The organism is Acinetobacter sp. CAU_H_60 (assembly GCF_058599385.1).
Genome location: NZ_CM178653.1, coordinates 383,252 through 397,353, shown reverse-complemented (window position 1 = coordinate 397,353; position 14,102 = coordinate 383,252). Strand labels below are relative to the sequence as shown.

The window sequence follows — 14,102 nt, the reverse complement described above, 5'->3', positions numbered from 1 at the left end:
AAACTGAAATTTCATAAAATTTATTTTAAAGGAGTGTTTAGTGCCACATGACGTAGAGCTCATTATTCTGTTAGCTGTCGGTTTTGGCTTGGCCTTGGTTTTTGGCTATATCGCTGCACGTCTACGCCTTCCCCCACTGATTGGTTATCTGGTTGCCGGGATTCTGATTAGCCCGAACACCCCAGGCGTGGTCGGAGATGTGCATCTGGCGAACCAGCTGGCCGAACTTGGCGTCATGTTCCTGATGTTTGGTGTCGGAATGCACTTTTCTCTGAATGACCTGATGCAGGTCAGACGTATTGCCTTGCCGGGTGCGGTCTTGCAGATTGCAGTCGCGACACTGCTCGGAGTCGGAGTCTCTATGCTCTGGGGCTGGAATTTCGGCTCTGCCCTGATCTTTGGTTTAAGCCTGTCTTGTGCCAGTACTGTTGTACTTCTCAAAGCCTTGGGCGATCGTGGCCTGCTTGAATCCATTAACGGGAAAATTGCAGTCGGCTGGCTTCTGGTTGAAGACCTTGTCATGGTTCTGGCATTGGTATTGCTACCTGCAACCGCAGTATTGCTCGGTGGTCAGGCACTGGAAGGTAGTAGTAGCGATCAGAATGTCTGGATCACCTTAGGCATTACCTTGCTCAAAGTAGCCGGCTTTATTGCTTTCATGCTGATTATTGGTAAACGTTTAGTGCCAATGATCATGCAGGTGGTGGCACGTTTAGGCTCACGTGAGCTGTTTACCTTAACCGTCGTAGCTGCAGCCGTATCGATTGCCTTTGGGGCTTATAAGGTCTTTGGCGTATCCATGGCACTCGGTGCGTTCTTTGCCGGGATGGTAGTGAAAGAGTCTGACTTCAGCCACCGTGCCGAAGAAGAAACCTTACCGCTGCGTGAAATCTTCTCGATTCTGTTCTTTGTGTCCGTCGGTATGCTGTTTGATCCGCGTATTCTGATGGATCAGCCGCTTCATGTATTGGCTGTACTCGGCATTATCATGATTGGTAAAACCATCGCAGCGATGGCACTGGTGCTGTTCTTCCGCTACCCAATCAATACGGCACTCACCGTCGGTGCATCTCTGGCACAAATCGGTGAATTCTCTTTTATTCTGGCCGCACTTGGTGTATCGCTAAATCTATTGTCACTCGATGGACAAAACCTGATTCTGGCGGGTGCCCTGATTTCGATTACCCTGAACTCGTTTATTTTCTCGGCAGTAGAACCGGTACAAAAATGGATCCGCGAACGTTCGTCTCTGGCGCGCTTATTGGAGCGTAGTGGTGACCCGCTCGCCATGCTACCGGATGAAGTCTCACAGGACTATCTGCGCGATCAGGTGGTGATTGTCGGGCATGGTGAAGTCGGTCGTCGGATTACCCTGTCACTGATGGAACAAAACATCAAGGTCGTGATTGCCGAAGAAAACCGTGAGATCGTAGAGAACTTGCGTAAAAAAGGCATTGCTGCGGTTTCTGGTGTTGCAACTGAACCTGGTGTGCTGATTCAAGCCCATATTCAGCATGCACGTCTGCTGGTAATCTCACCGATGGATATTATTGATATCCACAAAATCGTGGACATTGCCAAGACCCTAAACCCTGCTATTCAGATTCTGCTGTGTGCAGAAAGCAAGGAAGAAGCTGAAGTGATTCGCCGTGACAATATTGGCGAGGTGTACTATGCCAAAGAGGAAATGGCGAGAAATATGAGCAATCATATTTTGAACCAGATCGAGATTGCGCATAACCATCCACCTACGCATTATTCAGGCTGATTTCTTAAAGAAGTTGTCAAAATTGGCAACTTCTTTTTTATTGATTGGACTGAAATTTATCAGATCGCTAAACCATAAAATTTCAGATTACTTTTCTGTTTAATAGACTTAATTTTTTCTCTTATTCTCTATTTTTTTCATTTTATAAACACAAAAAAAGCACACTTCAAGTGTGCTTTCCTGCTCGCCAGGGTAGGCAATTTAACTCATATATTTGGGCTCTTCATCCACAACTTCAGCTTGCCATTCATTGACCTGCTGTTCCAGCAAACCATATAAAGCGGCCTGAATCATGTGTTGTGCAATCACAGGCGTTTGATCACCCAACAGGGCTTTCACCTCGTCATTAAACTGAATCATGACTAATGGCTGTTTTTTTGAGCCCGCATTTCGTAATGCCAACGCGCCACCTTCAAGTTGAACGAGTTCCAAAATCGCGTCTTGATTACCAAATAAATCTTTCAACTGTTCTATAGACATATATCCTCCATGTTCAACATGGTGGCAAAGAGCGATTGCACTTTGCATCATTAGAGTAATTGATATAGGGTTAATAATCGCAATTTCAAGCACAGCTGATCAGATTAAAATTCAACCATCTCATTACGAAAACCATCAATAAGCTGCGTCAGGTCACGATGCCATTCTCGTAATATAGCAGTATCAGGTAACCAGGCTTGTGGTGTCTGTGTGACTTTAATGATGAGATTTGAAGAAGTTTCGTCTTCGGGTTGTGGCGAACTTGGCTCTGGCGCATATTGGCAGAGACGGTAAGCACGTTTCAGTTCAGCCAAAAAACCATCTTTGGATAAATGCTGTAATACGGTCACTTCAGGTGACACCTGACCCTTAGCCGCCATGAGCTCTTCAATCGATTTCAGCGTCGGGTTCAGGTCATTCAGACGGTAATAACGTACCAGTTCCTGTAAAAAGGCCAGCAGTGCCCCATGCAGATGGAATACAGCAGCTTCACGATAAGCTTGTGCCTGCTGCACATGATCAGTCTGTTCAGCCTGCTGACAGGCCAGACGGGCGAAATAAAGTTTTTGATTGGTACGGTCAGCATGATAGCGAGCAACTCGTGTCATCGAGATTTCCTAAGCATTAAAACAAATTTTGGCTCTTATAAAGTAAAACGTCCGCTCGTATTACGCAATGCAAGATTGTCTACGCTGCCGCTCTATTCTGCATGATCTTGATACTTCAGACTGCTGATATTTACCCTTCAGTAAAAAATCCAAGCCTTTTTAAAGGCAAAAAAAAGAGCATCACACATGCTCTTTTTATCAGCTGTTATTTAAGCCTGTGGCTTTTCTTCAGCTTGCTTCACACGAATCCCCTGACCATGCAGGCGCAGTGTATTTAAACCTTTAATTGCTTTAACAGCTTCACGGCCATGTGGCATTTTTACGAAAGCAAAACCTTTAGACTTGCCTGTTTCTGCATCCATGACTAGCGCACAAGATTCAACAGTACCGTACTGTTGGAACAGGGTCAGCAATTCAGCTTCTGTTACTGTACGTGCCAAGTTACGAACTAAAATTTTCATCGGATAACCTTAAGAAGATAGGCAAAAATAATCAAAAAGCACGTGCCTACCCTACTTTTTGCGTCAAACCCAGAAGGGATAGTTTAATCGAGATCAATCCCAAAATCTAAATTAATCGACTGGCGCTCAATTAAAGCACTTTTCACAGTCTGTTGACGGGTTTTGTAATGGGTTTCTGTGACACATAAATTGCGGGTCAAATCATTGAGAAAATAGCTTTCAATTTTACGCCCCTGCTCATCCACCGTTTCACGTGCCCAGTGATTCAGGTTTTGCTTGGTCAGAATCAGTTCATTCTGTGCACGGGTCAAAGCTACATATAGCACACGACGCTCTTCCTCGACATCATCGAAATCCCCTTGCGCCCGTGCATGCGGATATTGTCCCGGCGTGACATTGGCCACATAACAGACTTTCTGTTCCGTACCCTTGGCCGAGTGAATGGTAATGAGGGTCACCACATCTGTATCCGACTGGCGTTCAATTTCGGAAATAGAGACCGGATCGAGCACATACTCTTCCAGAAATTCACTCACTTGTGCATGCTTGGAAGCCAGCTGTTTTACCAATTCGAAATCCCCCTGACGGCGGCTCCAGTCTTTCTTATAGTTCTCGGCCAGTTGTGCTTCAATCGCCTGTACCGCCAAACCAACACAAGCCTGTACTTCGGTTTTGAGTACCGCCATTTGTTTCATGATCAGAATGGTTTCTAGCGGAATCTTGCCGAATTTTTCTAGCTTGTCGGCAATCTTTTCCATCTCTGGCTCAGCTAAAAGTTGTTGAGACAGTTTGCTGGCACCCACATCACCGACGCCATTCCACAACGTTAAAAAACGCATCCAGGCAATATCGTCCAGCGGATTGGCAACCACACGCAACAGGCTGAGCAGATCTTTTACATGTGCAGTTTCTAACAGTTTCATCCCGCCGATGAATCGATACGGAACATTGGCCGCGATACAGGCTGCTTCAATATGTCGCGCTGCATAACTGGAACGTACCAGCACCATATGATCGGACCATTTGCTGCCTTGCAGATAGTGGCGCTCTTTAATATCAATCGCGATCCATTTGGCTTCATCAAACTCATTCGGGAAAATATGCATCTTTGGCTTGATGCCTTCACCGCGATGCGCATCCAGACGCTTATCATATTTGATTTCGGATTGATCCAGCAGCCAGTTGGACAAGTCCAGAATTTCCTGGGTTGAACGATAATTCTTTTCTAATTTAAAAATCTGGGCATCAGGGATACGCTCTTTGAAATGATGAATATTTTCAAAATCGGCACCACGGAAACCATAAATTGACTGCGCATCATCTCCAACACAGAACAGGCTAATATGTTCTTTGAGAGGTTCGAGTAATGCCCATTGCAGTGGGTTAGTATCCTGCATTTCATCCACCAGCATATGCCGACAGATCGAAGCCACATAGTCCACCAGACCTTCAGACTGTGCCAAAGCAGTCGCCACCACAGCGAGGATATCGTCATAATCCAGAAAACTACGCGCACGCTTACGCGCTTCATATTCTTTCATGATGTCGGCAATCTGGTCTTTCAGCGCCAGATATTCCGGCATCTGTTTCTCCAAAGCCAGACTCAGTTTTTGCCGGGTATTCCGCGCAAAGGAATATAGGTCACAGAGTTCCTGTGGCTTCGGCAGATAATTCGGATTTTTCTTGTCATCACGCCCGCGAATCAGGCGGAACATCATCAGCTGATCATCACGGTCAATAATTGAAAACTGTTCCAGACCAAAAGCCTTTGGAATCCGGCGCAGCAGATACATACAGAAGGTATGAAACGTAGATGCACGTAAGCCTTTGGCCTGTTCACCGAGTGCCAGTTCCACCCGTGCCACGATTTCACTCGCCGCACGACGAGTAAAGGTCAGAATCTGAATCTGATTCGCTGGTACGCCTTGATCAATCAGATAAGCTGCACGTGCCACGATAGTTTTGGTCTTGCCACAGCCTGCCCCAGCCAAAACCAAACTGTGCTTTGCTTCTGTCGTCGCAGCTTGCTTTTGTTGCGGATTCAGTTCATCAATCAGGGAGGCTAAACTCATGGTCACTCATCAATTTGTGGATAGGTGTAGTTTAACAGATCACTCTTATTATAGCTTTGAGCTGCTCTGAAACAGACCGAACTTTTATTCTTAATTAGCTATAGGGTTGACGGCATGGATGCCGTCTACTGGATTGGGGGTATAGGGATATACTCTCAACCTAGCCAAGGATTTTTGTTACCTTGCGAACTCAAAATATATTTTGAGGATGCTCATCCCTGAAAAGTAAAATCTGCTTACGCGTATATATTTATCTTTTTATAAAGTTTTTGCGGCAATGACCATCTTACTCAAACACCCTGTTCCTGAATATTTTGAACAGCTTGAACAACCGCTTTTTCCAGATTGATTTCTGCATTCTTTAAGGCTTCTTCCAATAAACAATCTGGTGGATTAATCCCCACAATCTGGCTAAATCCAGTCTGATACAGTGACTCAATCCTCTCACCGACCAGACCGGCAAACGCAATTACCGGTTTATTCAATTGATGGGCGACCTGCGCCACGCCAAATGGAGTTTTTCCTAAAGCGGTCTGATGATCAATCTTGCCCTCGCCAGTGAAAACATAATCTGCATCTGCAATTTTTTCCGCTAGCCTATTTTGTTCCATCATTAACGCCACACCGGATTGCAACTTTGCTCCTGCAAACGCCATCAACCCAAAACCTAACCCACCGGCTGCCCCTGCGCCGGTAAAGTTTTTAAAAGAAATATCTAAGCTCTTTTCAACCAGATCAGCGAAATGACTCAGGTTCCGATCCAGTTGTTGCACCATTTCCGATGTTGCTCCCTTCTGCGGCCCAAAGATCATTGAAGCACCATTCAGCCCACAGAGTGGATTATTCACATCTGAAGCGATCAGGATTTCTGTATTGTTTAAACGGGCATCAAGCTGGGAAAAATCAATTTGATCAATCTGATCCAGATTACCACCGCAGACCTGAATTGATTCTCCTGCAGTATTTAAGAATCGGACTCTTAAAGCTTGTGCCATCCCGGCACCACCGTCATTGGTAACACTACCACCAAGTCCGATAATGATTTTCTTTACGCCAAGATCCAGAGCCTGTTTGATCATTTCCCCTGTGCCATGAGTAGAAGTCAACATAGGATTACGCCGAGCAGGTTCGAGCAGATGAATCCCATTGGCTTTCGCCATTTCAATCACTGCGGTCTGACCAGCATCAACCAAGCCAAAGTAAGTTTCGATCGACTGACTGGCTAATGGCCCGGTGACTTGGCACTTTACTCGTTCACCCTTTAGGCTTGAAATTAATGCATCTACAGTTCCCTCACCACCATCTGCCATTGGTACAGTGATACAATTTGCATCCGGAAAGACCTGCAAAATACCACGCTGCATCGCCTGACAAGCCTGCTCGGCAGTCATACTTTCCTTAAAAGAATCTGGAGCTAGAACAAAGGTTTTCATGAATATGATCGGCCGCGTGATAGGTTTTATACTAATTTGAAATGCATACCCATCTTACAGGCAAAGCTGAATATGCCAATAAAAAAAGAGCGCTGATTCGCGCTCTTTTTTATACTGGTCTTACTTAAAGATCTGCGGAGCTTTTTGGCACACGATGCTTGATATAGGAAGCCAAAGTCAGATAGTTAATTCCTTGGAACAAAATATCGATTGCCAGAAAAGCACCTAGAACCCAGAACGGTGCATTCGGTGACAATAGAATCAGGATACCTGTAACTAAAGTCAAAATTCCGGAAAATAAAGTCCAGCCCCAGCCGCGGAATGCTTTAAAGATAAAAGCATTGAAGACGCGAATTATTCCCGCCACAATCAAAGCAATCGCAAGCAGATGGGTCAGTACAATCGCAGTTTTCGCTGGCGTGCTAAAGGCATAATAGCCCGCAATAAAATAGATGATACCGAATAGCAGCCAGAGCCAGCGAAATGCCCCATCGAAGATTTTAATCCCGGCGATCAGATGAACTACTCCACCTATCATCATCAGGACCCCAAACAGGAATACTACGGATAAGGTGGCAAAAGGCAGTGATGCTAACAGTACGATTCCAAATAACACTAATAAGGCACCCAGGCCTAAATACCATTTACGGTTTTCATGCAATTGATGCCGAACCAGATCATTTCCAACAGTCTTCATATTCTTCTCAAGTCATTGGCTATAACTTTGATTATGCTCTTAAATCATGGAGAAATTTGTTAGAAACTCACTGAGTTTATCTATAAAAATAGTAAGTTATGCCAGTTTATTCAGCACTTTGTTAATTATTTTTTCCAGCCAAGTTCAATTGCCGTGATTTCATTAATCAGGGTCTGATTTAAAGATTCCGGCATTTTACTGGTGCTTTGCGATACTGGAATGTGCCCTGCCATCAGCTCAGCTTTGGTTTGGGGAAATAAAGGCTGCTGATTCGGATTGGCATAACCCACGGGATATATCGGCTGGCCTGTGGCGAGATCATATTTATCTGAAGCACCAAAGGCATGCAGTAATTCATGTACCAGAACAATTTTATTCTGGTCAGACTGTCTGCTTGAAGCAAATAGATTAACTGAACCAATCCGGCCTTTTTGCAGAGCTGTTGAATGCTTTAACTGCTGGGTGTGTACAGGATCATAATAATTTAAAAAGAGAGTAACGTTCGAGGAAGGATCTGAACCTTGCTGCTGTTGCCAGGCATAGAAACGGAATTTTAGACTCCATAAAATGGTGCCAAGTAAGGAGGCCTGCTCCGGCACTTTAGGCGGCAATTCTTTGAGTTCACGTCCCAGATTAAAATAAAAATAAGTAGGCTGTCCACGGTACTGCTGGGCCGCTTTTTCCAGATATTCTTGTGTCCCTTTTAGATCCTGAGCAGATAATTGCTGGATATATTGCTGTGTGGTTGCCAATCCATCTGCATTGATCGGATGCAACAGAACAAAGATTGGTTTGTTCCAGTCCTGATTCTGATCCCGATAAGCGTTAATTGCCACCACAAATAAAATCATCAATAAAATCAGGATTCGGATTTTTTTCCACATATGAACATGCCAATAGAGAGTTTATTTAAAAGTTATTTTTGTTTCGTTTTTTGATCTTCAGAGCGTAGATATAAAACACAGCTCAAAGTAACCAGCGACATAATAATCACCAAAATAATCATCATTCCCCGATCCATAGGAATACCCATTTCATTAATCTTTCCAAGCATGAAATAGAGGATAGATCCTAATCCGATACTTAAGAACAGGAATTTATCTAGCCAAGTCATGGATGATTCCTATTTTAATCTTTTATTATTTAACGCCTAGAATATCCTAGAACTGTGTTGATCAAAAATACTTAGTCATAAAAAAATGCCGACTTTCGTCAGCATTTTCTTGATGTCTTATAGCTTAGGCTTCAACCCATTTGCCATCCTGATAGACCAGCGACCATTTGGTTTGTTTGCCTTCAGGGGTTTCTGAACCAATGTATTGAGACTGGTTCTTACGGCTGAATTTCACCAAGGTTGGATTTCCTTCAGGATCCACATCTGGCGCCTGCAAAATAAACTGATATTTTGGATCCAACTGATCCGCCACAGTACGCAGTTCTGCGACCTTCGGTGCGCGCGTTTCACGGACTTTCGGGAACTTGCTCGCGGCCAGGAACAGACCGGCTGCGCCATCACGCAGAACAAAGAAATCGTCATGCTTGGTTGAACGCAAGTGTTCCATCTTGATCGGATCAACACGCGGAGGCGCAGGCTGACCATTCTTCAGGACTTTACGGGTGTTTTCACAGCTGGTGCAGGCAAAATATGGACCAAAACGACCGGTTTTCAGCTGCATTTCACCATCACATTTGTCACATGGAATGGTTGGGCCATCATAACCCTTGATCTTGAACTCGCCTTCTTCCAGCTCATAACCAGCGCAGTCCGGGTTATTCCCACAGATATGCAGCTTACGGCCACCATCAATCACATAGCTGTCCATCGCAGTGCCACAGACTGGACAACGTTTTTTCGACATCAGATCCGCAGTTTCTGCTGCATCATCATCAGATAATGCTGCCAGAGATTCAACCGGAGTCAGGTTCAATGTACCTTTACAACGTTCTTTCGGTGGCAGGTTATAACCCGAACAGCCCAGGAATACACCCGTTGTGCCGGTACGGATCTGCATCGGACGGTCACATTCTTTACAATGGACTGCTTCAACTTCTACAGGCTGATTACGGCGCATGCCGTTTTCACCCTGAGCATTGGTCAGACGTTTCTTGAAATCACCATAGAAGCTGTCTAACAGATCTTTCCAGTTGCGTTCACCATCTGCCACTTTATCCAGCTGACCTTCAAGGTCTGCAGTAAAGTCGTAGTTCATCAGGTTATTGAAACTTTCATCCAGACGATCAGTGACGATCTCACCCATCTTCTCGGCAAAGAGACGACGGTTCTCCAGTTTTACGTAACCACGATCCTGAATGGTCGAGATAATGGCAGCATAAGTCGAAGGACGACCGATACCTTTTTTCTCAAGCTCTTTGACCAATGATGCTTCAGTAAAACGTGCCGGTGGCTTGGTAAAATGTTGAGATGGATCAAGTTTTTCCAGTTTCAGTACTTCGCCCACTTTCACTGCCGGCAACAGTACATCATCATCAGATTTGTTCTGGCCACGAACTTTGGTGAAACCATCAAATACTAGGGTACGACCTTTGGCTTTCAGTTCAACACCATTCGCATCCACTAAAATAGTCGATGATAGGTATTCTGCTGGTGTCATCTGACAGGCTACAAACTGACGCCAGATCAGGTCATACAGACGCTGTGCATCACGTTCCACTCCAGCCAGACTGTCGCCTTTCAGCGCGACATTAGATGGACGAATGGCTTCGTGGGCTTCCTGCGCACCAGCTTTATTACCATAACGGTTCGGCTTGGCTGGCAGATATTTCTCGCCATATTCTGACTCAATATGACCGCGCACCATGTTGACTGCATCATCACTCAGGAAGGTGGAGTCAGTACGCATATAGGTAATGAAACCAGCTTCATACAGGCGCTGTGCCAGCATCATGGTTTTCTTCACCGAGAAACCTAGACGGGTACTTGCGGCCTGTTGCAAGGTGGACGTGATATACGGCGCGCTTGGATTGACCTTGGTCGGTTTATCTTCACGGCTAATAACTTTATATTCGGCGTCTTTGATCAGATTCAGTAAAGCATCTGTTTCAGCTTTATTATGCAGCTTTAAAGTCTTGCCATTTTGCTTGACCGCTTCCAGACGAATATCATCTTTCTTGGATTTGGTATCTGCAAAAACCTGCCAGTATTCTTCAGGAATGAACTTACGAATTTCACGTTCGCGTTCCACGACCAGCTTTACAGCCACAGACTGTACACGCCCCGCAGACAGACCACGGGCAATTTTTTCCCATAGCAGTGGCGAAATCATGAAGCCAACGACACGGTCAAGGAAACGGCGCGCCTGCTGGGCATTGACCTTATTGGTATCTAGACGTGAGGGCTGTTTAAACGCTTCCTGAATGGCATTTTTGGTAATTTCGTTAAAGACCACACGCTGATAGCGTGAATCATCACCGCCGATCACTTCTTTTAAATGCCAGGCAATCGCTTCCCCTTCACGGTCCAAATCCGTTGCGAGATAGACTTCATCGACTTGCGATGCCAGTTTTTTCAGTTCAGCGACTACGCCTTCCTTGCCCGGAAGGACTTCATATTTGGCTTTCCAGTCATGTTCTGGATCGACACCCATCCGGTTAATCAACGCCTGCTGTGATTTTTCCGCTTTTTCTGCTTCAGTCAGCTTGGTTCGGGTCACCGGTTTTTTCTCTGCAGTTTTCGCAGAACCACCCGTCGGCAAGTCACGCACATGACCCACCGAGGATTTCACGATGTAGTTTGAACCGAGATATTTGTTGATTGTTTTCGCTTTTGCAGGCGACTCCACAATCACCAAGGCACGTTTACTTCCAGCGTCGGAAGACTTCGCCGTGCTGCTTTTTGATGTGGACCGAGGAGCGTTCGCCATATTAACCGTTTAATCCTGTTTATTTCTAAAATTAAAGTTCAGCCAAAGAATGTAATAGAGCCTTGATGTCATCAAGTTGTGTGGCTCTAAGATCAGATTCTTCATCCCAATAGAGTCCTACACAGTTTGCCTGCATATCAATAGCATAAATGCCCTTTAATGCAATGGGAAAATCTTTAAATTTGTCATCCCCATGCACCAGTTCAAGTTTGTTATCAACCACGCGGGCACGCATCAGCGGTAAACGGGCATCTGGAAGCAGCACACTATAATAGGCCACCATACTGGCACGACTTTCAGTCGCCTTGGGAATGTTGGTCCAGTCCGGTGCAACCACCAGACGTGGATGTAAGCCCATCTTGCGGGCTTTATCACGCATGAGTCCTAATGCCTTTTCTCTAGGACTCACACGCAGACCAAAAATAGACCCCAGTACGAAAACGATGATGACAACTGCCACCCAGATTCCGGTATTTTCCATAGTTCAACCTTTATGTTCTTATATTAGATTTGCATAAGCCCACTATAAAAGGCAAGCACCGCTTGCGAAATACTATTTTATTCTCTGTACTTATTACTTTTACGTCTTTGTTTTAAGATAAGATTTCAGTGTTTGGCTGATTGATGATATGCGGTTGTATCGCCATTTGAATCAGGCAGGACTCATCCAGATTAGCCCAAGCCTGTATGAGCTGGCTGTTATAAATCAGTTTGCTATTGTCCTGTTTGAGAATATCCTGCTTCTTTAAAATCTGAATGAAATCTTGCGCTGCTTGCTGGTGTTCTAAGCCTAAGATTGAGCGTACTGAATTTAATAAACTTGCTGTTTTGGCCGGACGGCTACTTCCACTCTTCGCCAGATAATCACTATAGATTTTGACCCGCTGTAAATGAGGTTTTAACTGAATATCAGCAATACTTGGTAAAGTAATGGCTACTGGTTTCGATTGTTTGAGCGCTTCCAGTTTTAACAGTTCGCGCATCCGGTTTAGCTCATAACTTACTTTTTGATCCTGAATCCGAATCAGCTGATAATTTTTTAACTGGCCAATGACCTGCTTGATAGTGGCAGAAGTGCCTTTTAGCCAGGACTTTAAGGCATTGTTGAGAGAGTTAAATTGTTTGGGCTGATTTTTCACTAACAGTTTAACCGCAGCGAAAAGCAGTTTGAATTCAGCTTTTTCTGGATGAATGTGCTCTAAAGATAATTTAGTGGAACATGTGGACTGAATTTCTTTTTTCTTCTGTTGTGCCTGAAACCCCATGACTTTGAGTAAATCGACAATATATTCAAATTTCTTATCATTCGACATGACATCAAATTCAGCTTCAGATGCCTGCATTTGTACAGATAACTGCCCGGCTACAAATGCCAAGCCAAAATCAGCAGCATCAGGTCCGGTTTTTGGCATTTTAATTAAAACCAGACGTTTTTGAACTACATGATCAGACAAATTTTGCAATCCATCCAGACTCAAGGCTACAGGTGATTTTGCATAAACCAGATAAACGAGGGCATAAGATTTGAGTAGGCTGAGTAACTCATTTTCTGTTTTAGGCTGATTTTCAATATCCAGTAACAGTATTTTTTTCATATGCCCTCATGAGATTATTCTAATTCAGAAACATCTCATGACTATATAACACTTCGTGACCATTCCAATAAATATATCCTTTTTCAATCAATTCTTTAAGTAAAAGACGGACATCTGACTTTGGAAATAACTGCTCAAGTAAATCACGTAATTCATAAATATCTTTAGGCTTATTTCCCTGTAATTCGCGCAGCTTGCGTGCAACTTCGAGCTGTACCGGATCAATTTTATTAAAGTTTTTGAACAGATCTTGCTGGGCAGACTGAATTGGAGATTGAACAGGTGCAACAACAGCCTCTTCAGGATTAAGCTTCGAGATCACCTGATTCAAAGCCGGTTTTTCAGCGGGTTGGTTGTCATTGAGATCCAGCTGCACCCACTGTTTCAGCACTTTTTTACGGAAACTGATCTGCTCATCATAGCGTTTGACTATTTTCAGATTAATTAACATGCCAACTACATGCTGGGCTTTGCCTGGTAAAACTTGCAGAATATTGGTGACAGAATTTTTTAAGGTTTCGAGCGTGGTCGGTTTGCCACTCATCTTGCCGAGCGCATCACAGTACTTTTTCACCAGCTGCAAAGCCGGTTTAGCTTTAATGGCTTCAATACTTGGCAACTGGATTTTAGGTTTATCTTGAGTCTCTGTGGATGCATTCTCTGGCAACACCTGAATCAGGCTGCAATCAATATCTGAAGCCTGTAGCATCTGCATTAGCATTTCACTGCTATCCATCGCAGAGATCAGCTCGACATGAGTATCTGCTTCCAGCAAAGCCATCAGCTGACCCACAATCACGGCATATTCATATTCCTTATGCTCTGCTTCCGGGACATCCAGAATAATAATTTGTCCGCTGCTGATCCAGCTGGCCAACTCAGTCAGTTCTTCTAAAGCAAACTCGAATTTTCCGGCACAGTTAAACAGATACAAAGTCGGATAATGTTCAACGATGTCACGTAACAGCTTGGCTGTAGGAAAGTTATTTTCGAGATCAAGAAGGACAACTTTTTGGCGCATAAGGCAAGATTAAAAACTGAGCTAGAAAATACTATTAGAGTAGGAAGTGTGTGAAAGGTCAAATAGTTTCCATCTTCCATGACGAT

13 protein-coding genes are annotated in these 14,102 nt (G+C 44.3%); 1 reads left to right on the top strand and 12 read right to left on the bottom strand.

All coding sequences use genetic code 11. From position 1 onward, the window contains the following. The first annotated feature begins 40 nt into the window (after nucleotides 1–40). Complete coding sequence (locus AC4MBN_RS01845; protein WP_005232299.1) at nucleotides 41–1,768, top strand: cation:proton antiporter; 1,728 nt, start codon at nucleotides 41–43, stop codon at nucleotides 1,766–1,768. Nucleotides 1,769–1,969: 201 nt separating this feature from the next. Here the strand turns inward: AC4MBN_RS01845 and AC4MBN_RS01840 are convergent, their stop codons facing one another. The 12 genes from AC4MBN_RS01840 to AC4MBN_RS01785 form a co-directional block, all read right to left on the bottom strand. Then, nucleotides 1,970–2,248 carry a hypothetical protein gene (locus tag AC4MBN_RS01840; protein WP_004781893.1) on the bottom strand — a complete coding sequence of 93 codons (279 nt, stop codon included), beginning with the start codon at nucleotides 2,246–2,248 and terminating at the stop codon, nucleotides 1,970–1,972. Nucleotides 2,249–2,352: 104 nt separating this feature from the next. Beyond that, nucleotides 2,353–2,856 (bottom strand): DUF6586 family protein, encoded by a 504-nt coding sequence (locus AC4MBN_RS01835; protein WP_180012678.1) that lies wholly within the window; start codon nucleotides 2,854–2,856, stop codon nucleotides 2,353–2,355. Between the two features lie 209 nt (nucleotides 2,857–3,065). Further along, nucleotides 3,066–3,317 (bottom strand): RNA recognition motif domain-containing protein, encoded by a 252-nt coding sequence (locus tag AC4MBN_RS01830; RefSeq protein ID WP_491880558.1) that lies wholly within the window; start codon nucleotides 3,315–3,317, stop codon nucleotides 3,066–3,068. A gap of 83 nt (nucleotides 3,318–3,400) precedes the next feature. Next, complete coding sequence (locus AC4MBN_RS01825) at nucleotides 3,401–5,389, bottom strand: ATP-dependent helicase (protein WP_491880557.1); 1,989 nt, start codon at nucleotides 5,387–5,389, stop codon at nucleotides 3,401–3,403. Between the two features lie 290 nt (nucleotides 5,390–5,679). Next, nucleotides 5,680–6,822, bottom strand: a complete 1,143-nt coding sequence (locus tag AC4MBN_RS01820) for a glycerate kinase (protein ID WP_491880556.1) — start codon at nucleotides 6,820–6,822, stop codon at nucleotides 5,680–5,682. A 124-nt stretch (nucleotides 6,823–6,946) separates the two neighbouring features. Beyond that, the gene (locus AC4MBN_RS01815; protein ID WP_419363698.1) at nucleotides 6,947–7,519 is read right to left on the bottom strand and encodes an HdeD family acid-resistance protein; all 573 of its coding nucleotides are present in this window, start codon (nucleotides 7,517–7,519) and stop codon (nucleotides 6,947–6,949) included. Nucleotides 7,520–7,644: 125 nt separating this feature from the next. Beyond that, nucleotides 7,645–8,403, bottom strand: coding sequence for a hypothetical protein (locus tag AC4MBN_RS01810; RefSeq protein WP_419375009.1), 759 nt, complete (start codon nucleotides 8,401–8,403; stop codon nucleotides 7,645–7,647). 32 nt (nucleotides 8,404–8,435) lie between these two features. After that, on the bottom strand, nucleotides 8,436–8,633 hold the full coding sequence (locus AC4MBN_RS01805; protein ID WP_034169867.1) for a hypothetical protein: 198 nt from the start codon (nucleotides 8,631–8,633) through the stop codon (nucleotides 8,436–8,438). Nucleotides 8,634–8,757: 124 nt separating this feature from the next. Continuing rightward, on the bottom strand, nucleotides 8,758–11,400 hold the full coding sequence (gene topA, locus AC4MBN_RS01800; protein ID WP_491880555.1) for a type I DNA topoisomerase: 2,643 nt from the start codon (nucleotides 11,398–11,400) through the stop codon (nucleotides 8,758–8,760). A gap of 31 nt (nucleotides 11,401–11,431) precedes the next feature. Further along, complete coding sequence (locus tag AC4MBN_RS01795; RefSeq protein ID WP_004781877.1) at nucleotides 11,432–11,881, bottom strand: ammonium transporter; 450 nt, start codon at nucleotides 11,879–11,881, stop codon at nucleotides 11,432–11,434. 112 nt (nucleotides 11,882–11,993) lie between these two features. Further along, nucleotides 11,994–12,995 carry a PIN domain-containing protein gene (locus AC4MBN_RS01790; protein WP_419375011.1) on the bottom strand — a complete coding sequence of 334 codons (1,002 nt, stop codon included), beginning with the start codon at nucleotides 12,993–12,995 and terminating at the stop codon, nucleotides 11,994–11,996. A gap of 19 nt (nucleotides 12,996–13,014) precedes the next feature. Then, entirely contained in the window at nucleotides 13,015–14,016 is a 1,002-nt protein-coding gene (locus tag AC4MBN_RS01785) for a hypothetical protein (RefSeq protein ID WP_491880554.1), read from the bottom strand. Nucleotides 14,017–14,102 lie beyond the last annotated feature (86 nt).